18 protein-coding genes and 1 tRNA gene are annotated in these 25,719 nt (G+C 68.8%); 11 read left to right on the top strand and 8 right to left on the bottom strand.

Annotated elements, in window-relative coordinates; genetic code table 11:
- Positions 1-2 precede the first annotated feature (2 nt).
- From ACG00Y_RS05035 to ACG00Y_RS05015, 5 genes are all read right to left on the bottom strand, one after another.
- Positions 3-1,172, bottom strand: coding sequence for an ABC transporter permease (locus ACG00Y_RS05035; protein ID WP_394476569.1), 1,170 nt, complete (start codon positions 1,170-1,172; stop codon positions 3-5).
- A gap of 2 nt (positions 1,173-1,174) precedes the next feature.
- Positions 1,175-1,873: an ABC transporter ATP-binding protein gene (locus tag ACG00Y_RS05030; protein WP_394476568.1), complete on the bottom strand. Its 699-nt coding sequence runs from the start codon at positions 1,871-1,873 to the stop codon at positions 1,175-1,177.
- Positions 1,870-3,093 (bottom strand): efflux RND transporter periplasmic adaptor subunit, encoded by a 1,224-nt coding sequence (locus ACG00Y_RS05025; protein WP_394476566.1) that lies wholly within the window; start codon positions 3,091-3,093, stop codon positions 1,870-1,872. Before ACG00Y_RS05025 ends, ACG00Y_RS05030 begins: the two co-directional genes overlap by 4 nt.
- A gap of 161 nt (positions 3,094-3,254) precedes the next feature.
- Positions 3,255-3,902 (bottom strand): response regulator, encoded by a 648-nt coding sequence (locus ACG00Y_RS05020; protein WP_394476565.1) that lies wholly within the window; start codon positions 3,900-3,902, stop codon positions 3,255-3,257.
- Complete coding sequence (locus tag ACG00Y_RS05015; RefSeq protein WP_394476563.1) at positions 3,899-5,056, bottom strand: hybrid sensor histidine kinase/response regulator; 1,158 nt, start codon at positions 5,054-5,056, stop codon at positions 3,899-3,901. The genes ACG00Y_RS05020 and ACG00Y_RS05015 overlap by 4 nt, the downstream gene beginning before the upstream one ends.
- Before the next feature lie 199 nt (positions 5,057-5,255).
- On the opposite strand from ACG00Y_RS05015, the gene ACG00Y_RS05010 reads away from it, so the two are divergent.
- The 6 genes from ACG00Y_RS05010 (at position 5,256) to ACG00Y_RS04985 (ending at position 12,401) form a co-directional block, all read left to right on the top strand.
- Positions 5,256-5,723 (top strand): hypothetical protein, encoded by a 468-nt coding sequence (locus ACG00Y_RS05010; protein WP_394476562.1) that lies wholly within the window; start codon positions 5,256-5,258, stop codon positions 5,721-5,723.
- A 54-nt stretch (positions 5,724-5,777) separates the two neighbouring features.
- On the top strand, positions 5,778-6,140 hold the full coding sequence (locus ACG00Y_RS05005; RefSeq protein ID WP_394410235.1) for a response regulator: 363 nt from the start codon (positions 5,778-5,780) through the stop codon (positions 6,138-6,140).
- A gap of 25 nt (positions 6,141-6,165) precedes the next feature.
- Positions 6,166-8,304, top strand: coding sequence for a chemotaxis protein CheA (locus tag ACG00Y_RS05000; RefSeq protein ID WP_394476559.1), 2,139 nt, complete (start codon positions 6,166-6,168; stop codon positions 8,302-8,304).
- A 30-nt stretch (positions 8,305-8,334) separates the two neighbouring features.
- Positions 8,335-8,859: a chemotaxis protein CheW gene (locus tag ACG00Y_RS04995; RefSeq protein WP_394476558.1), complete on the top strand. Its 525-nt coding sequence runs from the start codon at positions 8,335-8,337 to the stop codon at positions 8,857-8,859.
- A gap of 83 nt (positions 8,860-8,942) precedes the next feature.
- Entirely contained in the window at positions 8,943-9,518 is a 576-nt protein-coding gene (locus ACG00Y_RS04990; RefSeq protein WP_394476556.1) for an ECF-type sigma factor, read from the top strand.
- A gap of 39 nt (positions 9,519-9,557) precedes the next feature.
- On the top strand, positions 9,558-12,401 hold the full coding sequence (locus ACG00Y_RS04985) for a protein kinase domain-containing protein (RefSeq protein ID WP_394476555.1): 2,844 nt from the start codon (positions 9,558-9,560) through the stop codon (positions 12,399-12,401).
- A gap of 2 nt (positions 12,402-12,403) precedes the next feature.
- Here the strand turns inward: ACG00Y_RS04985 and alaS are convergent, their stop codons facing one another.
- The gene (gene alaS, locus ACG00Y_RS04980; RefSeq protein WP_394476554.1) at positions 12,404-15,028 is read right to left on the bottom strand and encodes an alanine--tRNA ligase; all 2,625 of its coding nucleotides are present in this window, start codon (positions 15,026-15,028) and stop codon (positions 12,404-12,406) included.
- A gap of 107 nt (positions 15,029-15,135) precedes the next feature.
- Between alaS and ACG00Y_RS04975 the strand changes: the two genes are divergently transcribed.
- Complete coding sequence (locus tag ACG00Y_RS04975) at positions 15,136-16,620, top strand: NAD-dependent succinate-semialdehyde dehydrogenase (protein ID WP_394476553.1); 1,485 nt, start codon at positions 15,136-15,138, stop codon at positions 16,618-16,620.
- 104 nt (positions 16,621-16,724) lie between these two features.
- Here the strand turns inward: ACG00Y_RS04975 and ACG00Y_RS04970 are convergent, their stop codons facing one another.
- Entirely contained in the window at positions 16,725-19,130 is a 2,406-nt protein-coding gene (locus ACG00Y_RS04970) for a TonB-dependent receptor (RefSeq protein ID WP_394476551.1), read from the bottom strand.
- A 422-nt stretch (positions 19,131-19,552) separates the two neighbouring features.
- On the opposite strand from ACG00Y_RS04970, the gene ACG00Y_RS04965 reads away from it, so the two are divergent.
- From ACG00Y_RS04965 to ACG00Y_RS04950, 4 genes are all read left to right on the top strand, one after another.
- On the top strand, positions 19,553-21,217 hold the full coding sequence (locus tag ACG00Y_RS04965; RefSeq protein WP_394476550.1) for a bifunctional metallophosphatase/5'-nucleotidase: 1,665 nt from the start codon (positions 19,553-19,555) through the stop codon (positions 21,215-21,217).
- Between the two features lie 150 nt (positions 21,218-21,367).
- Positions 21,368-23,935, top strand: a complete 2,568-nt coding sequence (locus ACG00Y_RS04960) for a response regulator (RefSeq protein ID WP_394476549.1) — start codon at positions 21,368-21,370, stop codon at positions 23,933-23,935.
- Positions 23,932-24,849 carry a diguanylate cyclase gene (locus ACG00Y_RS04955; protein WP_394476548.1) on the top strand — a complete coding sequence of 306 codons (918 nt, stop codon included), beginning with the start codon at positions 23,932-23,934 and terminating at the stop codon, positions 24,847-24,849. The genes ACG00Y_RS04960 and ACG00Y_RS04955 overlap by 4 nt, the downstream gene beginning before the upstream one ends.
- Before the next feature lie 22 nt (positions 24,850-24,871).
- Complete coding sequence (locus ACG00Y_RS04950; RefSeq protein ID WP_394476547.1) at positions 24,872-25,459, top strand: DUF1349 domain-containing protein; 588 nt, start codon at positions 24,872-24,874, stop codon at positions 25,457-25,459.
- A gap of 171 nt (positions 25,460-25,630) precedes the next feature.
- On the opposite strand, the gene ACG00Y_RS04945 is transcribed toward ACG00Y_RS04950, so the two are convergent.
- Positions 25,631-25,704 (bottom strand) — tRNA-Gly (locus ACG00Y_RS04945).
- Between the last annotated feature and the right edge of the window lie 15 nt (positions 25,705-25,719).

Genomic DNA, 25,719 nt, shown 5'->3' with positions numbered 1-25,719 from the left:
GGTCATGCCCTCCCCGCGAGTGCATCGGTGATGTTGATGCGCATGGCGCGCAAAGCCGGCAGCGCACCAACAGCCAAGCCAAACACCAGGGCCAGCCCCACGCCGGCCGCCCAGCTGCTGAGGCCTGCCGCCGGCAGGTTCAGCGCCCCGCCACTGCCCGCGCTGGCGGCGGGCCCGATGACGCTGGCCAGCCCCAGGCCGATGACGCCGCCGATCAGCAGCAGCAGCACCGACTCGGCCAGCACCATGGCCAGCACGCTCTGGCCCGAAAAGCCCAGCGTCTTCAGCACCGCGATCTCGCCGGTGCGCTCACGCACTGCCTGCATCATGGTGTTGCCGGCCAGCAGCAGCAGCGTGAAGAACACCGCGCCCATGATGGAGGTGACGATGAGGTTGATGTCGGCCAACTGCCGCATCCAGGCGGACATGGCCGCAGCTTCCGTCTGCGTGCGCGTCTCGTGGTCGGAGTTGGCCGAGATCTCGTCGATGGCCTTGAGCACGCGGTCGGCCTGGTTCACGTCCTTCACGCGCGTGACGTACCAGCCCACCTGGCCCTGGTTCCACGGCGTGGTGTCATCGAAGTACTTCCAGTTCAGCAGGAACATCTGGTCGTACCAGGCGCCGGTCTTCTTGTCGGCCACATGGATGATGCCGACGATCTTGAAGGGCCAGTTCTGGCTGCCGCTGCGGTCCGGGAAGATGGTGGACTGCATGGGGATCTGGTCGCCCACCTTCCAGCCGAACTTCTTGGCCAGCCCCTCGCCGACAAGGGCGCCATCCTTGGTCTCGGCAAAGGCCTTGCGGTGCTCGGCCGACACTTCCATCTCGGGATAGACGTCCAGATAGTTGGGCGAGACGGCAAAGCTGAAGACCTGGTTCTCGGGCTTTTGATAGGCGCCGCCGAACCAGTTGGCAAAGGCCACGTCCTTGACGCCATCGATCTGCGTCATGCGCGGGCCCAGTGACATCGGCAGCAGCTGGATGAAGCTGATCTTGGCGCCGGTCTGCAGTCGTTGCGCGCCGTTGGCGCTCTTGCCGGCCTGGTCGAAGCCGACGCGCACTGCGTCCAGCAGGCCGAACAGCAGGAAGGCCGTGATGATGGACACCAGGGTCAGGAAGGTCCGCAGCTTGCGCCGGAACAGCGCCGCCCAGATGAGGTGGAGGTACTTCATGATCAGGCCAGCGCTTCAGCGGCGGTGACGAGGGTGCCCTTGTCGAGGTGCAGCGTGTGGCTCGCACGAGCCGCGGCGCGCGGGTCGTGGGTGACCATGACGATGGTCTTGCCATGCTCGCGGTTGAGCGCCTGCAGCAGCGTCAGCACGTCCTCGGCGGACTGGCGATCCAGGTCGCCGGTGGGCTCGTCGCAGACCAGGAGCGTCGGGTCCGACACGATGGCCCGCGCAATGGACACGCGCTGCTGCTGGCCGCCCGACAGCTCGGTGGGCTTGTGCGAGGCGCGGTCGGCCAGGCCCACCAACTGCAGCGCGATGGCCGCGCGCTTCTTGCGCTCGGCCGCCGACAGCTTGGTCAGCAGCAGTGGCAGCTCGACGTTCTTCTGCGCCGACAGCGTGGGCATCAGGTTGTAGAACTGGAAGACGAAGCCAACGCGCGACGCACGCCACTTGGCCAGCGCCGCGCTGCCGAGCTGGTCGATGCGCTCGCCGCCCACGCTGATGGAACCGCCGCTGGGCGCGTCCAGGCCGCCCATCAGGTTCAGCAGCGTCGTCTTGCCCGAGCCCGACGGGCCCATCAGCGCCAGGAAATCGCCTTGACTGACGTCCAGGTCGATGTGGTGCAGCACTTCCAGCTGCTGCTTGCCACGCGTATAGACCTTGGACAGGCCGCGGACTTCGATCAAAGCGCTCATGCTCATTCCTTGTTCACGATGTTGGAACCGTCCTTCAGCTCGGCGGGTGGTGAGACGACGACCGTCTCGCCCGACTTCACCCCCTCGATGACCAAGCGGAACTTGCCGATCTCATCACCCAGCTTGACCAGCCGTCGCTGGGCCTTGCCGTCTGCCGCCACATAGACGACCGCATTGCCCTTGGCCGGTTCGAGCCCGTCCTCCATCCGGATGGCATCCGGCGGCACCAGCACGCCGGGCACCGGCTTGGCTTCGGCCTGGGGCTTGGCCGCCAGGAAGCTCACGCGCACGCCCATGTCCGGCACGACCCGCTCGTCCTTCTGCTCCAGCGCCACGCGCACCTTGACGGTCGCCTTGCCGCGATCGGCGCTGGGGATGACGGCCACGACGTGAGCGGGGATCTTCCAGTCCGGATACGCGTCCAGCACGGCCTCGCAAGGCATGTCGGCCTTGACCTGGGCGATGTAGGCCTCGTTGACGTCGACGCTCACTTCCAGCGAGTCCATGTCGACGATGGTGCCCACGCCGGTCCGCGTGAAGCCGCCGCCGGCCGACAGCGGCGAGATGATCTCGCCGACCTGGGCCGCACGCGCGGTGACGACGCCGTCGAACGGCGCGCGCACGGTGGCGTAGTCGAAGTTGACCTGGGTCTGACGCGCCTGGGCCTGGGCAGCCTCGATCTGGCGCCGGGCGGCTTCCAGTTGTGCGGCGTAGGACTTGACGGCCGTGGCCGCCTGTTCGCGAGACTGGTGCGTCGTCATGCCGCTGGCGGCCAGCTCGATCTGGCGGCGCTCATTGGCCTGGGCCTGTTCCAGCTGCGCCTGCAACTGCCCCAGGTTGGCCTCGGCCGTGCGCACCTGGGCCTGCGCAGCCGCCATGCTCGCCCTCAGCCCGGTGTCATCCAGCCGGGCCAGCACCTGGCCCTTCTTGACCTTGAAGCCCTCGTCGATCAGCACCTCGGTCAGCGTGCCGGTCATCTGCGCCGACACGGTGGCCATGCGGCGCGCCGTCACATAGCCGGTGGCCTGCAGCACCGCATCGCTGCGGGCGCCCTGGCCGTTGGCGCGGGCGGTGGCGGTCTGCACGGCGACGGGCTTGTTGCCGGCGACGAACCACCACGCCGCGCTGCCCGCCAAAGCCACGACGACGAGGCCGGCAGCCACGCCCCAGAGCCACTTGGGCGGCCCGCCGCCGTGCTCGTCACGCTGCGCACCGTCGATGCGCAATTCCTTCAGCAGTCCGGTGTCGATGACGCGCTCCCCTGTATTTGTCCGCCAAGTTTGGGACGAGGCGGATTTTGCACAGACAAGGTTGTCAGGCGATCAGGGCTTTCGACGAACGGCGACCAGCGGCCGTGAACCGACGCCGGCGCGGATGAGCGGCAGGCCTAGCTCGCGACCAGCCCGTTGCGAATGGCGTAGACGGTCAACTCGGAGTTGTTCGCCAGGCCCAGCTTCTCCAGCATGCGGGCACGGTAGACGCTGACGGTCTTGGGGCTGAGCATCAGCTCCTCGGCGATGTCCGACAGGCGCTTGCCCGACGCGATCATCACCAGCGTCTGCAGTTCGCGGTCCGACAGCTTGTGGTGGGCTTGCTCGGTGACGGGCGCGGTCAGGCTCTCGACCAGCATCTGCGCGATCTCGGGCGTCACGTACTTGCGGCCCTGGGCCACGGTGCGCACGGCCTGCACCAGCGTCGCCGGGTCGCCGCCCTTGTTGACATAGCCATAGGCGCCGGCCTTCAGCGCGCGGATGGCGTACTGGTCTTCCGGGTACATCGACACGATCAGCGTGCGCACGGCCGCGCCTTCGTCCTTCAGCACATGCAGCACGTCCAGGCCCGAGCGGCCGGGCATGTTGATGTCCAGCACCAGCACGTCGCAGGGGTTGTCCTTGCCGAGCTTGTGAAGCAGCCCGCGCAGCTCGGTGTAGTCGCCGGCCTCGCCGATGACCTCGATGTCGTCAGCGTCCGCCAGCGTGTCGCGGATGCCGCGGCGGATCAGGCCGTGGTCGTCGCAGAGGATGACCTTGATCACACGCGGCCCCAGATGGAGTTGCCGAGGTCCTTGCCGAAGTCGGTGGCGTCGTCCAGCGCGTCGATGGCGTCCTGGGCCAGCGGCACGGTCAGGATGAGGCTGGCGCCCTGGCCCGGCGTGCTGGACAAGTCCACCCAGCCGCCCACCGTGGCCGCGCGCTCGTGCAGGCCGCGGATGCCGAAGGAGCGCTCCTTGGCCAGGTCCTCCGGCGCGATGCCCTTGCCGTTGTCCTGGATCTCCAGCGTCAGCACGCCGGAATCCAGGCTGAGTTCGATGTCGACGCGCGTGGCGCCGGAATGCTTGGACACATTGGTCAGCGCTTCCTGGGCCGTGCGATAGGCCACCAGCGGCACGCCCGGCGGCAGGGCCAGGCGCTCCTCGCCGATGCGCAGGCCGGCCTCGATGCCGGTGCGGCGCTCGAAGCGGGCCGTCATCCACTGCAGCGCGGCGACCAGCCCCTGCTCCAGGATGGCGGGGCGCAGGTTGTGCATGATGCGCTGGCTGGCGTCGATGGCCGAGCTGACCGTCTCCAGCGCTGCGGCCACGCGCTGGCGCACCGCCGGGTCCTGGGCGTGGCGGTCTATCCAGGCGAGGTCGAACTTCAGCGCCGTCAGCGACCCGCCGACGTCGTCGTGGATCTCGCGCGCGATGGCTGCCCGCTCCAGCTCGACGCTGGTCTGCAGATGGCCGGCCAGCTGATGCAGGCGCAGCTTGGACTTGACCAGCTCCTCGTCGGCATTGCGCCGGGCGCGTTCGTTCTCCGCCGCGTCGATGGCGTGCAGCAGCGCCGGCGCGAGGCGCGCCAGGTTGTTCTTCAGCAGGTAGTCCGACGCGCCGTTGCGCATCGCGGACACGGCCGCATCCTCGCCGATCTCACCGGAGACGAGCAGGAAGGGCGTCGCCAGCTGGCGCTCCTTGACGGCCTCCAACACATCCAGGCCCGAGTAGCCCGGCAGGTTGTAGTCCGAGATGATGGCGTCCCACGGCTGCGGCAGCGCCGCCTCCACGGCCTGCCAGGCGTCCAGCCGCTGCATCTCGACCTTGAGCCCCGCACGAGAGAGCTGGGCAAGGATGAGATGGTGGTCGAGGTCGGAGTCCTCGACATGCAGCACACGCAGGACCCGGCCGGCCCGCTCCACACCAGAAGTCGTCATGGGGCCGCAGTATGCCGCGCCGACGCCGCCTCGCCAGGCGGCACACTCAACGCGCTGCAGACCGGTAATTCCGCGCGTTCTCAGTCCATCTCCAGGTCGACAGCGCTCGAAATTCAGGTGAACATGCCACCGATGCATTCGCCCTGAACGAATACACAGGGTCATCGGACAAGAAGCAGCATCCCCTCGCGGAGACACGATGCAGATAGAAACTTCCACAGGAGCGGAACTCGACGGTGCCATGGGCGCCATGCCACTGCTGGCGGCCGCTGAGCTGCAGGACCACCTGATGACGGTGACCAACGACCTCGAGCGCCTGCAGCGCCTGCTCGACGACGCGGGCGAGGCCTTGTCCACACACTTCTACAGCGCCTCCAACGAGGCCATGTCGCTGCTCGGCAGCAGCGACGGCACGCCCGCCGCCGCCGGGCTGAAGCAGATCATGCAAGACATTGCCGGCGCCATCACCGCGCTGCAGTTCCAGGACATGGCGACGCAGTTGATCGCCCACACCAGCCAGCGCCTGCGCAACTGCGCCGACCAACTGGCCCGCGACACCTTCGGCATGGATGACGAGGACGGCGCGGCCGTCGTCGAGATCGCGCCGCTGCGGCCCAACCCGGTCACGCAGGACGAGATGGACGCCGGCTCCATCGAACTTTTCTGAACCCCCCGGTCAATAAAGCCCCCCAGGCAACACGTTCCCTCGGAGAAAACTCAAATGCACTCAATCCTTGCTGTCGACGACTCGGCCTCGATGCGCCAGATGGTGGCCTTCACGCTCAAGAACGCCGGCTTCAACGTGGTGGAAGCAGTCGACGGGCAGGACGCCTGGGAGAAATCCGGCACGCGGGACTTCGACCTGGTGCTGACCGACCAGAACATGCCGCGCATGGACGGCATCAGCCTGACCAAGAAGCTGCGCGAGAACCCCAAGTTCAAGACCACGCCCATCCTCATCCTGACCACCGAATCCAGCGATACCATGAAGCAGGCTGGCCGCGCGGCAGGCGCCACGGGCTGGCTGGTCAAGCCCTTCGACCCCGCCAAGCTGATCGAAGTGATCGGCAAGGTCATCCGCTGAAGTCCGTTGCAAAGGGAGTACAGCCATGGGTGACATGACCACCGAAGGCGCCAGCATCAGTGCTGGCATCGATCTCAGCCAGTTCTATCAGGTCTTCTTTGAAGAAGCCGGCGAGAACCTCGACAACATGGAGCGGCTGCTGCTCAATGTCAACGTCGAAGCCGCCGACGACGAAGAGCTGAACGCCATCTTCCGCTGCGCCCACTCCATCAAGGGTGGTGCAGCGACCTTCGGCTTCAGCGACGTTGCCGAACTGACCCACCAGATGGAGACGCTGCTGGACAAGCTGCGCCGCCATGAGCTGCAGCCCAACTCGGCCATGGTCGACGTGCTGCTGCAGTCCGGCGACGCGCTGCGCACCCAGTTGGCCCGCCACCAGGGTTCGGGCGGCGACGTGTTCGACACGACCGACCTGCTGGTCAGCATCAAGAGCTTCGTCGAAGGCGGCGGCGCCGCCGCACCGGCGCCCGCGCCCGCGCCCAAGACTGCTGCAGCGCCCTCACCTGCCCCCGCACCCGTCACGCCCGCCACGGACGCCAAGCCCGGCACGCGCCTGCTGGAGCTGCAGGTCGGCCCGCTGACCGACCTGAGCCTGGCCGACAACCTCGTCGAGCTGTTCAAGGAAATCACCGACCTCGGCAACATCGAGCCGCTGGACGCTGGCCAGAGTTCAGACGGCATGCGCCGCTTCAAGGTGCTGACCAGCTCGACAGACAACGACCTGCTGGACCTCTTCACCTTCCACGTCGCCCGCGAGCAGGTCAAGCTGATCCCGCTCGGCCCGGGCTTCGGGTTCTACGAGGGCTCCCCCGGCGCACCGCCGGCCGAGGCGCCGTCCGCCGACCCCGGCTACGGCTTCTTCGATGATGCACCGGGCGTGCCCGCCGGTGGCGCCGCTGCGGCGGCCGCACCGGCGGCAGAGGCTGCGCCCTCGGCCGCCATCGTCCCGACCCGCACCGCCGCGCCGGTCGCCAAGGCCGAGGCCAAGCCGGCGGCCATGGACCAGACCACGCTGCGCGTCTCCATCGAGAAGGTTGACCAGCTCATCAACCTGGTCGGCGAGCTCGTCATCACCCAGGCCATGCTGGCCCAGAACAGTCGCGAGCTCGACCCGGCGCTCTATCAGCAACTGACATCGGGCCTGGCCGACCTGGAGCGCAACACGCGCGACTTGCAGGAGTCGGTCATGTCGATCCGGATGATTCCGATGTCGACTGTCTTCAACCGCTTCCCGCGCATGCTGCGCGACCTGGCCGCCAAGCTGGGCAAGAAGGTCGAGCTGGTCACGCAGGGCGAAGCGACCGAGCTCGACAAGAGCCTGGTCGAGAAGATCACCGACCCGCTGACCCACCTGGTGCGCAACAGCTGCGACCACGGCATTGAAATGCCCGCCGACCGCGAGGCGCGTGGCAAGCCCGAGCAGGGCACGATCACGCTAGTCGCGTCCCACCAGGGCGGCAGCATCGTCATCGAGGTGCGCGACGACGGCCGCGGCCTGAACCGCGACAAGCTGATCAAGAAGGCCCGCGAGAAGGGCATCGACGCGCCGGACACGATGACCGACGCCGAATGCTGGAGCCTGATCTTCGCGCCCGGCTTTTCCACAGCCGATGTGGTCACCGACGTGTCGGGCCGCGGTGTCGGCATGGACGTGGTCAAGAAGAACATCACGTCGCTCGGCGGCACGGTGGAGATCGACTCGGCCGAAGGCTACGGCATGAAGGTGTCCGTGCGCCTGCCGCTGACGCTGGCCATCATGGACGGCATGAGCGTGGGCGTCGGCGACGAGTGCTACATCCTGCCGCTGTCCTCCGTCGTCGAGTCCTTCCAGGTGCAGTCCGACACCATCAAGACCGTCGCCGGTTCCGGCCGCGTCGTCGAGGTGCGCGACGAGTACATGCCCGTCATCGAGCTTGAGAAGGTCTTCGACGTGCCGCGCTTCGACTTCGAGCACGTCAGCTCCATCATGGTCGTCGTCGAGGCCGAAGGCGGCCGCGTCGCGCTGCTGGTGGATGAACTGCTCGGCCAGCAGCAGGTCGTCGTCAAGAACCTCGAAGCCAACTACCGCAAGGTCAACGACGTGTCCGGCGCCACCATCATGGGCGATGGCCGCGTGGCGCTGATCCTGGACGTCGGCAGCCTGGTGCGCCGCTCGCGCCATTAACAACCAACCAAGATCGACAGAGAGGTTCGCATGGAAGCCAGCAACGTCCCCGCCCTGCGCCAAGCCGGCGCCGTCACTACCAAGGCCCACGGCCCCAAGAGCGGCGAATACCTGACCTTCCGACTGGGCTCGGAGGAGTACGGCATCGACATCCTGAAGGTGCAGGAGATCCGCTCCTACGAGCAGCCCACGCGCATCGCCAATGCGCCGGACTTCATCAAGGGCGTGGTCAACCTGCGCGGCGTCATCGTGCCCATCGTCGACCTGCGCCTGAAGCTCAACTGCGCAACCGCCGAGTACAACAGCTTCACGGTCGTCATCGTGCTGAACGTGAAGAACCGCGTCGTCGGCGCGGTGGTGGACTCGGTCTCCGACGTGCTGGAGCTGAGCCGCGACGCGATCAAGCCGGCACCGGAACTCAGCTCGGCCTCGGTGGACACCAGCTTCATCACCGGCATCGGCTCGGTGGCCGACCGCATGCTGATCCTGATGGACATCGAAGGCCTGATGAGCAGCGCCGAGATGGGCTTGATGGAAGCGGCCATCGCCGCCTGATATCGACCTCACAAGACAGAACGGGCGGCCTGCGGGTCGCCCGTTTTCATTGGTCGTCCGGCTGTCCTCCCCATAATCGGCGCATGCCCGACGCCATTCGCCCTGCCCTCGCCGAAGCCGGCTCCGTGCCGCTGGACGACCAGCTCTGGCGCGAGACCTTCGACGAGCTGAAGAAGGTGGCGCATGCCCGCCTGCGCTCGGCGGGCGACCCGACGGGCTGCAACACCACCATGCTGGTCAACGAAAGCTGGCTCAAGCTGTCGGCGCGCGCATCGCAGCAGGCGGGTGGCGAGGGGCTGAGCTTTCCGACGCGATCCCACTTCTTCGCCTACGCCTCGCGCGCCATGCGCTCCATCGTCGTGGACCTGCTGCGCGAACGCGCGGCCCAGCGGCGCGGCGGCGACGCCGTCCAGTGGGTGACGCTGGACACCGCGCTCGGCGAGCGCCTGCCCGCACCCGAGGACGAACCGCTGCAGGTGGACGCCGCGCTGCGCACGCTGGAGGCGCGCGAGCCGCGTCTGGCGCGCGTGGTCGAGCTGCGCTACTTCGCCGGCATGACCGAGGCGGAAGTGGCCGACGTGCTCGGCGTGACCGACCGCACCGTGCGCCGCGACTGGGACAAGGCGCGGGCCTTGCTGCGCACGCTGCTCAGCGCCTGAGTTGTCCGGTTTGCATTGCGGAATCCGTTGGTCCCGCTGATGCAACCTGATCCATCGCCCACCTCGCCCGCGCTGGCCTTCAGCGATGAATGGTGGGGCGAATACTCGCGCCTCACCGAAGAGGCCATGGCCCTGGACCCAGCCGATCGCCCGGCCTGGCTGGCATGCCTGGCGCCCCACCTAGCGCCGCTGCGTGACGCCTTGGTCACCTTCCTGCGTGAGCTAGATGCAGTGCAGACTGGCGGCTATCTGGAGACCCCCGCCGCCCTGTCGACCGGCGCCGCGCCGCGCCACAGCGAGCGCGTGGCCGGCCAGCGTATCGGCCCCTACACGCTGCTGCGCGCCCTGGGTGCCGGCGGCATGGGCGAGGTATGGCTCGCGCAGCGGGCCGACGGCGCCTACCAGCGCGAGGTGGCGCTGAAACTGCCGCATGCCCACCTGCTGGCCGGCAGCGTGCGCGAGCGCTTCCTGCGCGAGCGCGACATCCTGGCCCGCCTCGCCCACCCGCACATCGCGCGCTTCTACGACGCCGGGCTGGACGACAGCGGCCAGCCCTACATCGCGCTGGAGGCCGTGCACGGCCAGCCCATCACGCATTGGGCCCGCGAGCACACGCTGGGACTGGCCGAACGGCTGGACCTGTTCGCGCAGGTGACCGACGCCGTCGCGCACGCGCACGGCCGGCTGGTGGCCCATCGCGACCTGAAACCCGCCAACGTGCTGGTCAGTGCCCAAGGCGTGCGGCTGCTGGACTTCGGCATCGCCAAGCTGCTGGCCGACGGCACGGCGGGCGACACCGCGCTGACCCGCGCCGACGCGCTGCTGGCCACCCCTGCCTACGCCGCCCCGGAGCAAACGGCCGGCGGCACGGTGACGGTGGCCACCGATGTCTATGCGCTCGGCGTGCTGCTGTTCGAGCTGCTGACCGGCACCACGCCGCATGCGGTGCTGAAGTCGTCCGGCCTTGCGGCTGGCGACCTGCTGGCGTCCAACTGCGCCACGCCCGCGCTCGCCACCGAGGCCGGCAGCACGCCCAAGGCTTGGCGCCAGCGCCTGCGCGGCGACCTGGACGCCATCCTCGCCAAGGCACTGGCCACGGCGCCGGACGCGCGCTATGCCTCGGTGGCTGACCTAGCCGCCGACCTGCGCCGCCACCGTGCCGACAAGCCCATCCAGGCGCGCCGCATCACCGCCTGGACGCGACTGGCGAAGGTGGTGCGCCGCCGCCGCACTGCCGTCGTCATGGCCGCGCTGCTGTGCGCAAGCCTGGTGGCTGGCCTGGCCGGCGTGCTATGGCAGGCCCGCGAGGCGCAGGCGCAGGCGCGCCGCGCCGAGGCGGTGAAGGCCTTCCTGCTGTCGGTCTACCGCGCCAACGACCCGCGCATCGCATCGGACACGCCGCGCGGGCAGATCAGCGCCAAGGCGCTGCTGGACGCGAGCGTCGGCCGCATCGACAGTGCCTTCGCGGCGGATGTGAAGCTGCGCATCGAGCTGCTGCGCACCGCCGCCGACATCTACCGCGAGCTGGGCGACGAGGCCTCGTTCGAGACGCTGCAGGCGCGCCAGCTCGCCCTCGTGCGCGAGCACTTCGGGCCGCTGCACGACAACATCCTGGACGACGCCGTCGAGCGTGCCGCCCGCGCGGCGGCCCGGGCCGACACGCGCTGCGGCGCGCTGCTGCAACAGGCCGACGACCTGCTGCGTGTCGCGCGACGTGACAGCGGCCCGCTGCGCGGCCACTGGTGGATGGCGCGCTCCATCTGCCTGCGCCAGCAAGCCGGTACCGAGGCCGAACGCCACACCGCGCTGAAAGCCGCCCGTCAGGCCTTCGCCGACGCGCCCGCCACAGAGCGCGGCCGCGTCACCGTGCTGATGGAGCTGGCCACCGAAGCCTCCCACGCCGGCCGCCACGCCGACGCCGTGGCGCTGAACCGCCAGGCCTTGCAGCAGGCCGAGGCCAACCCCGAGCGGGACGACGCCGAGGTGCAGACCATCCACGGCAACATCGCGCTGACGCTGCAGCAAAGCGGCGACCTGGCCGGCGCCGAGGCGGCCTTCGCCATCTCGGCCGCCATCGCCGAGCGCACCACGGGCGCCGACGCCCGCCAGGCCTGGGTGCCTGCAGCCAAGCGCGCCCGCACGGCGCATCTGGCCGGCGGCCGGGAGCGCGCCCTCACCGCGTTCGACGCCGTGCTGGCACGGCTGCCACCCGAGGCCGCCAACGACTCGGACGCACAGCAGGTGCGCGAGGACTGGGCGGAGCGGCTCTCGGCCGAGGGCCGGCCGCTGCTGGCCATTCCCGTGCTCGAGTCGGTGGAGCGCGCCTACCTGCGTGCGCCGCCCAACGACTTCGCGCTGCGCCGCCTGCGCCGCCACCTGGGCGATGCCTATGCACGCGCCGGCCAGGCCAGTGACGCCCGGCGTGTCTTCACGGCGGCGCTAGCCGAGTTCGAGGCGCGCGATGTTCCCGGCAGCCAGGCCACCGCCGCCGCCCGTGAGCGCTGGGGGCGCTTCCTGCTCGCGCAAGGGGACGTGGTGGGTGCGCAGGCGCAGTTCACCACCGTGGTCGAGCGGGCCGGCGAGCGGCGTTGGTCACATGCAGCGCTGGCCCACGCCGGCCTGGCCCGCGTGGCGCTTGCCGCCGGCCGCACGGACGACGCCGCGAAGCATGCCGACACGGCCTGGACGACCTGGGGCCAAAAGCAGGGCTTCTTCGACATCCGCATGGAGCCTTATCTGCAGCGCGTGCGGGCGGCGGTGCTGGCCGCCCAAGGCCAGGCTGCGGCCGCACAGGCACTGCGCGACGAGGCGCTGGCGGCCAGCCGCCGCTACGACGCGCCCGAAGCGCCGTCGGCGCAGCGGCTGCTGCATCTCGACCTCTGAACCTAGACCCGCTCGCCCACCCAGCCAGCCACCGATGCCAGCGCCGCCGCCACGCCGGCCGGCTGCGTGCCGCCCGCCATCGCCATGTCGGGCTTGCCGCCGCCCTTGCCACCGACCTGCTGGGCGACAAAGTTGACCAGCTCACCGGCCTTGACCTTGCCCACGCTGTCGGCCGTCACACCGGCCGCGATCTGCACCTTGTCGCCGTCGACCGCCGCCAGCACGATGGCCGCCGTCTTCAGCTTGTCCTTGAGCTTGTCCATGGTCTCCCGCAGCGTCTTGGCGTCGGCGCCTTCCAGACGGGCGGCCAGCACCTTGATGCCTTTGACGTCCACGGCCTGGGCCATCAGTTCATCGCCCTGGGCGGACGCGAGCTTGCTCTTGGCGGCGGTGAGTTCCTTCTCCAGCGACTTGATCTGGTCCAGCACCGCATGCAGGCGGCCTTCCAGGTCGGCAGGTGAGGTCTTCAGCGTCTGCGCGGCAGCCTGCACGGTGGCTTCCAGCGACTGCAGATAGGCCAGCGCGTTCTCGCCCGTCACCGCCTCGACGCGGCGGATGCCAGCGGCCACGCCGCCTTCGGCCACGATCTTGAACAGGCCGATGTCGCCGGTCGCCTTCACATGGGTGCCGCCGCAGAGTTCCTTCGATGAACCGATGGACAGCACGCGCACGTTGTCGCCGTACTTCTCGCCGAACAGCATCATGGCGCCGGTCTTCTGCGCGTCGTCCAGCGCCATGACCTTGGCGGTGGCGGCGGCGTTGGCCAGGATCTCGGCATTGACGATGGCCTCGATCTCCTTGATCTGCTCCGCCGTCATGGGTGCGTTGTGGGCGAAGTCGAAGCGCGTGCGCTCGGCATTCACCAGCGAGCCCTTCTGCTGCACGTGCGCGCCCAGCACCTCGCGCAGGGCCTTGTGCATCAGGTGGGTGGCGCTGTGGTTGCGCACGGTCTTGGCACGCCGTTCCGCATCGACACGGGCGGTGAAGATGTCGCCGACCTTGACCGAACCTTCCACGACCTGGCCGTGGTGGCCGAACACATCGGCCTGGATCTTCAAGGTGTCCGCGACGACGACGCGCGTGGTGCCGTTGCGCAGTTCGCCGGAGTCACCCGCCTGGCCGCCGCTCTCGGCGTAGAAGGGGGTGTGGTCCAGCACGATGACGGCGTCGTCGCCGGCCTGGGCGGCGTCGACCTGGGCGCCGTCGACGTAGATCGCGGTGACCTTGCTCGTCTCGCAGACCAGGTGCTCGTAGCCGTGGAACTCGGTGGCCACGCCGCTGTACGCCAGGCCCTGCGCCATCTTGAACTTGCCGGCGGCGCGGGCGCGGTTCTTCTGCTCTTCCAGCAGCTCGTTGAAGCGCGCCTCGTCCACCGTCACGCCGCGCTCGCGGCAGACGTCGGCGGTCAGGTCGACCGGGAAGCCGTAGGTGTCGTGCAGCTTGAAGGCCGTGTCGCCGTCGACGTTGCCACCCTTGGCGAGTGCCGCTTCGAGGATTTCCATGCCGGTGGCGATGGTCTGGAAGAAGCGCTCTTCCTCAACCCTCAGCACCTCGGTCACGCGGGCTTGCGCCTGGCGCAGCTCGGGATACGCCTCGCCCATCTCGGCGCTCAGCGCGGCCACCAGCTTGTGGAAGAACGGCGTGCGCGCGCCCAGTTTGTAGCCGTGGCGGATGGCGCGGCGGGCGATGCGGCGCAGCACATAGCCGCGACCGGCGTTGCCGGGGATGACGCCGTCGACGACGGTGAACGAGCAGGCGCGGATGTGGTCGGCGATGACCTTCAGCGACGGGCTGTCCTTGTCGCAGTCGCCACCGCCGGCCGCGTCCACGGCCGACTTGGCAGCCGCGAGCAGGTTCACGAAGGTGTCGATCTCGTAGTTGCTGTGCACATGCTGCAGCACGGCCGCCAGGCGCTCCAGGCCCATGCCGGTGTCCACCGACGGCTTGGGCAGCGGGTGCATGACGCCGTCTTCAGTCCGGTTGAACTGCATGAAGACGTTGTTCCAGATCTCGATGTAGCGGTCGCCGTCCTGCTCGGCCGAGCCCGGGGGGCCGCCGGCCACGTCGGGGCCGTGGTCGTAGAAGATCTCGGTGCAGGGGCCGCAGGGGCCCGTGTCGCCCATCATCCAGAAGTTGTCGGACATGTAGCGCGCGCCCTTGTTGTCGCCGATGCGCACGATGCGCTCGGCGGGCACGCCCACGGTCTTGTTCCAGATCTCGTAGGCCTCGTCGTCCTCGCTGTAGACGGTGACCCAGAGCTTGTCGGCCGGCAACCCGAAGTTGACCGTCAGCAACTCCCAGGCGTAGGCAATTGCATCCTTCTTGAAGTAGTCGCCGAAGCTGAAGTTGCCCAGCATCTCGAAGAAGGTGTGGTGGCGCGCGGTGTAGCCGACGTTGTCCAGGTCGTTGTGCTTGCCGCCGGCGCGGATGCACTTCTGGCTGGTGGTGGCGCGCGAGTAGCTGCGCTTGTCGAAGCCGAGGAACACGTCCTTGAACTGGTTCATGCCCGCGTTGGTGAACAGCAGCGTCGGGTCGTCACCCGGCACGACGGGGCTGGACGCGACGATCTGGTGGCCTTTCGACTCGAAGAACTTCAGAAAGGTCTGGCGGATCTCGGCGGCTTTCATGCAGCGGCTTCCCTGGAAAAGGTCAGTGACAAAGAAGCGGGATTGTAGGGAGGGGGCTTTACGTCGCCCGGGTAGAGTGACTCTCAATACGACAGGAGAGACCCCCGATGGACGCGAATTCCCCGCTGGACATGCTCGACGACCCCAGCCTGCTGCGAACCCAGGCGCTGATCAACGGCGAATGGGTCGCCGGCGCCAACACCTTCCCTGTCACCGACCCCGCCACCGGCCGCGAGCTGGCCCAGGTGCCCAACCTGGGCCGCGCCGAAACCGAGTCGGCCATCGCCGCCGCCGCCAATGCACTGAACGCCTGGAAAGCCAAGCCGGCCAAGGAGCGCGCCGCCGTGCTGGTGCGCTGGCAGCAACTGCTGGTCAAGCACGCCGACGACCTGGCCCGGCTGATGACCGCCGAGCAGGGCAAGCCGCTGGCCGAGGCGCGCGGCGAGGTGATCTACGGCGCCAGCTTCCTCGACTGGTTCGCCGAAGAGGCCAAGCGCGTCTATGGCGAGACCATCCCGACCACCGACCCGACCAAGCGCTACCTCGTCATCAAGCAGGCCGTGGGCGTCTGCGCGGCGATCACGCCGTGGAACTTCCCGCTGGCGATGATCACGCGCAAGGTGGCGCCGGCGCTGGCCGCCGGCTGCACGGTCATCATCAAGCCTGCCGAGGCGACGCCGCTGACCGCCCTGGCCGCCGCAGAACTGGCGCAGCGCGCCGGCATGCCGGCCGGTGTGCTGAACGTGCTGACGGCCGACTCGGCGCAGTCCATCGAAGTGGGCAAGCTGCTGTGCGAGAGCGACGTCGTGCGCCACCTGTCCTTCACCGGCTCCACCGAGGTGGGCCGCATCCTGATGCGGCAGTGCGCGCAGACGGTCAAGAAGCTCAGCCTGGAACTGGGCGGCAACGCGCCCTTCCTCGTCTTCGACGACGCCGACCTGGACTCCGCCGTCGACGGCGCAATGGCCAGCAAGTACCGCAACGCCGGCCAGACCTGCGTCAGCGCCAACCGCATCTATGTTCAGGCCGGCGTCTACGACGCCTTCCTGGAGAAGTTCGCGGCCAGGCTGGGCCAGTTGAAGACGGGCAACGGCTTCGAGGCCGGCATCAACGTCGGCCCGCTGATCGACGAGCAGGCACTGCAGAAGGTCGAGACCCACGTGGCCGACGCGATCGCGCTGGGCGCCAAGGTGCTGGCCGGCGGCAAGCGGGTCGAGACGACGACCGGCAACTTCTTCGAGCCCACCCTGCTGGCCGACGCGACCCCGCAGATGCTGTGCTCACGCGAGGAAACCTTCGGCCCGGTGGCGCCGGTGTTCAAGTTCCAGACCGAGGCCGAGGCCATTGCGCTGGCCAACGCCACGGAGTTCGGCCTGGCCAGCTACTTCTACAGCCGCGACATCGGCCGCATCTTCCGCGTCGGCGAGGCGCTTGAGTACGGCATGGTGGGCGTCAACACGGGGCTGATCTCGACGGCGGAGGTGCCGTTTGGCGGGGTCAAGCAGTCGGGCCTGGGCCGTGAGGGCGCGCGGCAAGGCATCGAGGACTATGTCGAGGTGAAGTACCTCTGTCTCGGCGACATTCAGAAGTAAGTCGGTCCCAGAAACGAAAAAACCGCGAGGCAGCTTTTGGCTGCACTCGCGGTCGCCGGGATGGCTGACCGGGCTTGATCGGCCCGGCAGCCAAGCTTTTCGGCTTACTCGAAGTCGGCGCTGAAGGTCAGCGTGCTGAGGCGGGGAGCGCCGAGGTAATAGAACACGCGCTGGGCGGCCTGGCTCTGGTAGGCCACGGCATTGGTCACCGTGCCCGAGGACGGGTTGCGGTACTTGGCATTGCCGATGTTGCTGATGTTGAAGCGAATCAGCGCGTTCTTGGCAAAGCCCAGATTGCCCAGCTTGTAGCCGGCGTCCACGTCACCCGTGGTGTAGGCCGGGGCGATCTCGTCGTTCATCAGCGTCGCGTACTGCGAGCCGGAGTACTTGCCCTTCACGCGCACGTAGAACGGGCCTTGCTCGTACTGCAGCGACAGACCGGCCATGAACTCGGGCGTCAGCGTGAACTTCTTGCCGGCCGTCGGCAGCGTCACCGCCGTCGACACGCGCAGGTTGTCCTTCATCATGCTTTCCTGGATGGTCACGGAGCCATAGGCCGAGAAGCCACGGACCACGCCGGAGCCGGCTTCCAGTTCCAGGCCGCGGGTGTTGACGCGGCCGGCGTTCGTGTACACGTTGGTCAGCGTGTTGGGATCGACGGCGTTGGCCTGACGGTCCTTGAAGTTGGAGTTGAACAAGGTCGCGGTGACGGACAGCATCGGCGACTGATAGCGGAAGCCGACGTCCGACATGATGGACGTTTCGGCCTTCACCTCGGTGAACGGCTGGATGGCGCCGGCCACGAAGCGCACGTTGCTGCCCGTGTAGGCGAAGTTGGACGGCGCGCGGAAGTTCTTCGCGACGTTGGCGAACACCTGCACGCGGGGAGCTGCGTTGAAACGAACGCCCATCTGCGGCAGCACCTCCGTGAACGAGCGGCGGATGCGGTATTCCTGCTGCACGTTCGTGAACGTCGTGGCCGTGGCCGTGGCGTAGGAGCGCGTCGTCGTTTCGTTGGCGAAGCTGGTCACGTCGCGCTGCACGGTGGGCACGCGCACGCCCAGGGACAGCAGGCCGCGGTCGCTGGCGAAGCTGATCTGGTCGTTGAAGTAAACCTGGTGGGCCGTGCTGACGGTGGCCCAGTCGCGGCCCTGGTAGCAGCTACCGTCCGCGCGCTGCACGCAACCCTCGCGCAGCCACATGTCGGCCGGCTCGCCATCGGCCTTCAGCTGAACGGCGGGCTGGGTCTGGCGGTGCTTGGAACGCTCGAACCAGACGCCGAACTTCAGGTAGTGGTTCTCGACCGTGGTGCTCAGCTCGGCCGTGACGCCGGGGCGCTGCGTCTTGGTGACGCTGGCGCGACCCACGCGAACCACATCCAGCGTGTCGCCGTCGCCATTGATGTCCTTGGCGCCACCGCGCAGGCTGGTGGTTTCGTTCAGGGCTTGTTCACCCCAGCCGCCGTTGCCGAAGCCGTACCACATGTAGGGCTGGACCTTGAGGTAGGTGTCCTGGGCCAGCTTGAAGGAGCCCGACACCGAGGCGATCACGTTCTCGAAGGGGTTCAGCGACGTGCCCCAGTAGATCGGGTTCATGACCGTCTCTGTCTGCGCCGTGTCCTTGACCGGCGCCAGCTTCGGCTTGAACGTCGTCGGGAAGTCGTAGTAGTAGCCGTTGGTGTTCAGCTCCGCCAGGCTCATCGAGTAGATGTTGTTGTTGACGGCGCGGTTGTAGAGCACCGAGCCGAGGATCTTGTTGTCCTCGTTCAGGTCCAGCGAGAAGCCAAAGTCGATGTGATCGCGCTTGGCCTTGCCCTCACCCTTCCACTTGTCAGCCTCGGTGTGCGAGTAGCTGAGGAAGGCCTTGGCCTTGTTGTTCATGAAGCGGCCAGAGTCCAGGCGCACATAGGTGCGCGACATGCTGAGGCCGCCCAGCGTCTGCGCCACGCGCGCGCGGCGCTTGTCGGTCGGGTCGCAGGTGATTACGCCGACGCTGCCGCCGGAAGCGCCGCCGCTGGGCGTTTCCAGTTCGGTGGAGCCCTGGGCCACCGAGGTGGTGCAGACGTTCTCGTTGTCGATGAACTCCTGCGGGTACACCGCGAAGTTGCCCGAATCGTTGACCGGCACGCCGTTCACGGTGAAGCCGAGCTGGTCCGAACCGAAGCCGCGGATCGACAGACCGCCGCCGAACAGGCCGGTGGCGTCGTAGTTGAAGGTGTTGACACCGGGCAGCAGTGCGATCGACTGGTAGGAATTGCCCGTGGCCCGCTCCATCTCCAGCGATGCCTTGGTGACCGTGCTGCGGCCCTTGACGGAGTCGTCGTTGATCATCATGCCGGAGCCCAGCTTGGCGCCGGAACCCACCACCGTGATCGTGCCCAGACGAACGGTGTCGTCCTTGGCGCGCGGTGCGGCTTCTTCCTTCGCCGCTTCCTGCGCGTAGACGACGCCGGTGGCCAGCACGGTGACAGCCAGGGCGGTGGCCGTCTTGCAGAACAGTCTGCTCTTCATTCCTAGACTCCTATTGGGCGCGGCAAGGCGCGCGTGGCGTTGACAACAAATTCGGTGAGGCGCCGCCTGCCTGATGACCAGCGACCGATGGCCGACTTCCGACCGTCCCGGAATTGTCATGACTTTCCGTGACAGAACTTTACGGGTAAGTCAGAAGTGGAGATTTTTAGAGCACCGACCCTTTCCTTGCACCAAAGACGTGCGAAAAACGAGCCGCAGTGCCGAATGATCGGGGGGCGTTCGGTTGTGAATTTTTCCCAGGGCAACCGGCCTCGCCACCCGGCCTCACGCGCACCAACTTGGGTCTCGCCGGCACTTCAACGCGGCACGCCAGGGCTGTCGTAACTGTCGCGAAACCGCGACAAACGGGTGCAACACAGCCCCTCCTAAGATGGCTGATTGCCCCGAATCCCCTCCCAACCATGCACTTTCGCCTCCTCGCCGCAGCACTTGCCAGCGCCCTGCTCGGTGGCTGCGCCACCCGGCCGCCCGCCACGACCGAGCTGACGCTGCTGTCCATCAACGACTTCCACGGCAACATCCAGCCGGCCCGGCCGACGCCGCTGAGCCCGCGTCTGCCCGACCCCGCCACCGGCGAGGTCAAGCCGCAGCCGGCCGGCGGCGTCGCCCACCTGGCCACGGCGCTGGCGCAGTTGAAGGCGCGCGACCCGGACGCGCTCGTCGTCGCCGGCGGCGACCTCATCGGCGCCTCGCCGCTGATCTCCAGCCTGCTGCGCGACGAGCCGACGCTGGCGGCCTTGTCCCAGTTGGGCATTGCCGCGAGCGCCCTGGGCAACCACGAGCTGGACGCCGGCCTGCCCGAGCTGCTGCGCAAGGCGCGCGGCGAATGCGGGCCGAGCGAATGTCTGTGGCCCGGTTTCAAGGGGCCCGGTTTCCCCTACCTGGGCGCCAACGTGCTCGACGCCAGGACCGGCCAGCCGCTGCTGCCGACCCACGTGATCCGGCAGGCCGGCAGCCTGAAGATCGCCATCGCCGGCGTGGCAACGAAGGAGACGCCCAAGGTCATCGTCGCCCGGGCCATCGAGGGCATCCGCTTCGCAGACGAGGCCGACACGCTGAACGCCCTCGTGCCCCAGCTGAAGGCCGAGGGCGCCCAGGTGCTGGTGGCCGTCATGCACGAAGGCGGTGTGCAGGGGCGGGACTCCAGCGCCAACGACCCCAGCTATGCCTGCCCGACGCTGACCGGCCGCGTGCACGACATTGCCAAGCGGCTGGACCCCGCCTACGCCGTCATCATCGGCGGCCACACCCACCAGGCCTACACCTGCAAGATAGCCGGGCGCCTCGTCGTGCAGGCCGGCAGCTACGGCGGCTGGGTCACCGAAACCCGCCTCAAGCTCGACGCCAATGGCCGCGTCACCGATGCCCAGGCCACCAACCACCCGGTGCTTCAGTCGGCCTATGCGCCCAACCCGGCGCTGGCCGCCCTGGTCGCCCAGGCTGCGGCGCTGACCGAAGCCGCGCGCATGAAGCCGGTGACCACACTGCCGCGCGGTGCAGTGCGCAACGCCAAGGAGCCCCATGGCGACTCCGCGCTCGGCAACCTGATCGCCGACAGCCAGCTGGCTTTTGCGCGCAAGCAAGGCCCCGCCGACATCGCCTTCATGAACCCAGGCGGCATCCGCGCCGACCTCGTCGTCGAGCCCGGCAGGCCGACGACGATGGGCGATCTGCTCGCCATCCAGCCCTTCGGCAACGAGCTGACGGCGCTGACGCTGACCGGCCAGCAGCTCTGGGACATCCTGCAGCGCCAGTTGCCCAAGGCCGGCGCCGCGCCGCGCCTGCTGCAGCCGTCGTCGACGCTGCGCTACCGCTGGCGCACCGGCGCCGACGGCACGGCCCAGCTCGGCGAGATCCTCATCGACGGCCAGCCGCTGAACCGCACGCGAGACTACCGCATCGTCGTCAGCAGCTTCCTGGCCGAGGGCGGCGATGACCAGGTCGGCTTCAAGCACGGCCGCAACAAGGCGGTGCTGGGCGCCGACATCGACGCCCTCGTCGACACGCTGCGCAGCGACCCGCAGGCGCTGGACAAAGCGGCGCCCGGGCGCATCGTCAGGGAATAGCTGCCCGGCAGCCGCCCGCGAAACTGTCGCTGGTTGCGGCGACCCCACACCGGCGTTCAGGCCGCTCGCCCTAGACTCCGGGTGCCCGGCAACCGGCGCCGGGCATAGCAGGCCGGGGGGTCGATGTCGACAGCGGACATGCAACATGGCGTGAGCGCCGAAGGCCCGCGCGAGCCGCACGCTGCGGCCAGCCCGCTGACCCTCGCGGTCCTGGCCCACCTGCCCTGCGGCCTGGCCGTCTTCGACGCCGAGCGCCGGCTGCTGGTGCACAACGCCGAGTTCGAGCGGCTGCTCGACATCCCGGCCTCGCTGTTCGAAGAGCCGTCCCTGCGCTTCGACGACCTCATCAGCTTCTTCGCTGCCAGAGGCGACTACGGCCAGGGCGACAAGGCCCGCGCCGCCGTGGAGGCTGCCCTGGCCCTGGGCCGCGACACCCAGCCGCGCCGGCTGGAGACCTACCGCGTCGGCGACCGCGTCATCGAGGCCCGCACCGCGCCGCTGCCGGACGGCGGGCTGGTTGTCACCTGCCTGGACCAGACCCCGCAGGCCCAGGCTCGCCTGGCCGCCGAGCGCGCTTCGCAGGCCAAGACGCGCTTCCTGGCCAACATGAGCCACGAGATCCGCACGCCGATGAACGCCGTGCTGGGCATGCTGCGCCTGCTGCAGAAGACGCCACTGGACGCCCGCCAGCGCGACTACGCCGTCAAGAGCGAGGGCGCCGCGCGCGGCCTGCTGGGCCTGCTCAACGACGTCCTCGACTTCTCCAAGATCGAGGCCGGCCACTTCGGCCTGGACCCACACCCCACCCGCTTCGACGAACTGCTGCGCGACCTGTCCGTCATCCTGGCGGCCCACGGCGACAAGCGCGACATCGAGGTCCTCTTCGACCTCGACCCCGCCCTGCCGCCCATCGTCATCGCCGATGCGCTGCGGCTGCAGCAAGTGCTGATCAACCTGTGCGGCAATGCCATCAAGTTCACCGCCACCGGCGAGGTCGTGCTGCACATCCAGCGCATGGCACAGAGCGACGGTGCCGTGGCGCTGGCCTTCTCGGTGCGCGACACCGGCATCGGCATCGCGCCCGAGCAGCAACAGCGCATCTTCAACGGCTTCACGCAGGCCGAGGCGTCGACGGCCAGGCGCTTCGGCGGCACCGGCCTGGGTCTAGCCATCAGCCGGCGTCTGGTGCAGCTGATGGGCGGCGACATCCACGTCGACAGCACACCCGGCCAGGGCAGCCGATTCGGCTTCACGCTGAGCTTCCCGCTGCCGGCCGAGCTGCCCGCGCCCGTACCGCGCCAGACGCTGCAGGCCCTGGTCGTCGACGACCACGGCGAAGCCCGCCGCGTGCTCGGCGCGCTGGCCGAGTCGCTGGGCTGGCAGGTGCGGTTGGCGGGCAGCGGCGCCGACGCGCTGGCGCTGGCCGAGCAGACGGCGCCGGAGGTCGTGCTGCTGGACTGGGTCATGCCCGGCATGGACGGCTGGCAGACCGCCGTCGGCCTGCGTCGCCGGCTCGGGCCAGGCCCGCTGATCCTCATGGTGACCAGCCACGACCGCGACCACCTCGCCCAGCGCAGCGCCTCGGAGCAGGCCTTGCTCGACGGCTTCCTCGTCAAGCCCGTCACCGCCGCCATGCTCAGCCAGGCCGTCACCGCCGCCATCCAGGCGCGTTCGAGCGAGGCGGCTACGCCGCAGCCCGATGCCGCGCCGCAGCGCCTGGCCGGGCTGCAGTTGCTGGTCGTCGAGGACAACCCCGGCAACCAGCAGGTCACGCGTGAACTGCTGGAGCACGAGGGCGCGATCGTCACGGTGGCCGGCGACGGCCAGCAGGCGCTCACGCTGCTGGCCCAGACGCGCGGCCGGCCCGGCTTCGACGCCGTGCTGATGGACGTGCAGATGCCGGTGATGGACGGCACGACGGCGACGCGGCTGATCCGCCGCCAGCTCGGCCTGACGCTGCCGGTCATCGCCATGACCGCCGGCGCGCTGGAGAGCGAACGCCAGGCCTGCCTGGACGCCGGCATGGACGAGCACATCGGCAAGCCCGTCGACCCCGACATCATGGTGGCGGTGCTGAGGCGCCGCTGCGGCGCGGCACCCGTGCCCGACCAGCGCACGCCCGCCGCCCACCTGCCGCCCGCCGTGCAAGACGCGGCGGGCCGTGCCGGGATCGCGCTGGCCGAGTCGCTGGCGCGCATGTCGGGCCGCGTGGAACTCTTCGAGCGCACGCTGGCCGCGCTGCATGAGCAGGACCGCAAGCTCGCCCACGCGCTCACCGAAGGCGGCTCCACCGCCGCCCGCAGCCTGCATGGCTACCGCGGCCTGGCCGCCATGCTGGGCGCTGAAGGGCTGGCCGCGCTGGCCGCCGAAGGCGAGCATGCCGATGCGCCCGATGCCGACTGGCAACGCCGTTTCGACGCCCGCCGCCGGGCCGACCTGGCCACGCTGGACCGCCTCGCGGCCGAGCTGCAGGCGCAGGAGCCCGCCGCGCCGGATGCGCAGGCCGCGCCGCAGCAAGACCTGACCCAAAGCCTGGACCGCCTGGCCCAGCTGCTGGCCGGCTCCGACCTCGACGCCATCGACCTGCACCAGGCGCTGCGTGCGCAACTGCCACCGCCCGCCCGCGCCGCGCTGGACGCCGCGATGGCGGCCCTCGATTTCGATGCCGCGCTGGCGCTGTCCCGCGACCTGCGAGCCACCCTGGAGCTGCACCCATGATGCACATCGCCCTGCCTGGCCACGCCCCCGCCGGCCGCCGGCCGCGCCTGCTCCTCGTCGACGACCAGCCCGTCAACATCCAGGCCCTGCACCGCGTCTTCGCAACCGACTGTCAGGTACTGATGGCGACCGACGGCCAACGTGCGCTGCAGCTCTGCCGGGACCGCCAGCCCGACGTTGTCTTGCTGGACGTGCAGATGCCCGGCATGGATGGCCACGAACTCTGCGCCGAGCTGAAGGCCGACCCGCTGCTGCGCGGCATCGCCGTCATCTTCGTCACGGCCCAGGACCACCCCGACGACGAGACCCGCGGCCTGGACGCCGGTGCCGCCGACTTCATCACCAAGCCCTTCAACCCCACCGTCGTGCGCGCCCGCGTGCGCACCCAGCTCACGTTGAAGGCGCAGTCCGACCTGCTGCGCGAGCTGGCCTTCGTCGACGGCCTGACCGGCGTGCACAACCGGCGCCATTTCGACGAGCGCCTGCTGGCCGAATCACGCCGGGCGCAGCGCACGCGCGCACCACTGGCCGTGGTGCTGGCCGACGTGGACCACTTCAAGCGCTACAACGACGCGCTGGGCCACCTGGCCGGCGACGACTGCCTGCGCCGCGTGGCGGCGGCGTTGCGCAGCTGCCTGCGCCGGCCGACCGACCTGCTGGCGCGCTACGGCGGCGAGGAGTTCGTCTGCCTGCTGCCCGACACCGACCTGGCCGGCGCCATCGGCGTGGCGCAGTTGATGGAAGACACGGTGCGGGCGCTGGCGCTGCCGCATCCGGGTGTTGAGGGGTGCGTGACGATCAGCCTGGGGGTTAGCGCCGGGAACCAGGGGACGGGCCTGGTCGAAGCGGCAGATCGGGCGATGTACCTGGCGAAGGCGGCGGGACGGGGGCGGGTGAGCTGGGTGGAGAGCTGACAATTCGCGCATGACTCAAGCCATGCTGCGCGACACGCTCGCCCCGTTCCACTGGTCCAACGAGCCTGCCGACTGGCATCTGTCCGATGCACTGGCGCTCACCACCCGCCCCGATACGGACTACTGGCAACGCACCCATTACGGCTTCAGGCGCGACAACGGGCACTTCTTCTTCGTGCCGGTGAACGGCGACTTCAGCCTGACCACCCACGTGAAGTTCGCGCCGAATGCGCAATACGACCAGTGCGGCGTCATGTGCCGGGCGAGTGCCGATTCGTGGATCAAGGCGTCGGTGGAGTACGAGCCCGACGGGCACAGCCGGCTGGGGTCGGTCGTGACCAACCTGGGTTACTCGGATTGGGCGACGCAGGATGTCGAGTCGACGCTGGATCGCCTCTGGTATCGCCTGAGTCGACGGGGTGCCGACTTCTGCGTGGAATCGTCGGCGGACGGGGTGGCATGGCAGCAGATGCGCATCACGCATCTGCATGGCTGCCCGGAGCAGATTGAGGTGGGGGTGTACGCGTGCAGCCCGGTGGGAGCGGGGTTTAGGTGCAGGGTGCTCTCGCTGACGTTGGGGGCGAATGTGTGGGGGGCTGCGGGGGAGTGATGGGAATGCTCGGAATCGGCTGAGGCCGATCCCTCGGCCTCGCTCCCGCTCGGCCCGTGCCTGCGGCACGTCCAAGGACAGCCACTGGCTGTCCTTGAGCGAACCCGGGTGGGTTCTCATCCCAAGACCCTTTCCAAATGCAGACGGCCCCTTCGAGGGGCCGTCTGCATTTGGAGCGGGTGATGGGAATCGAACCCACGTAGTCAGCTTGGGAAGCTGGAGTTCTACCATTGAACTACACCCGCATTGGGGCGCGAGTT

The sequence above is a fragment of the Pelomonas parva genome (assembly GCF_043555835.1).
Classification (GTDB): Bacteria; Pseudomonadota; Gammaproteobacteria; order Burkholderiales; family Burkholderiaceae_C; genus Pelomonas; species Pelomonas parva.
The sequence above is the reverse complement of the archived record's forward strand: the minus strand, read 5'-3'. Positions and strand labels throughout refer to the sequence as shown.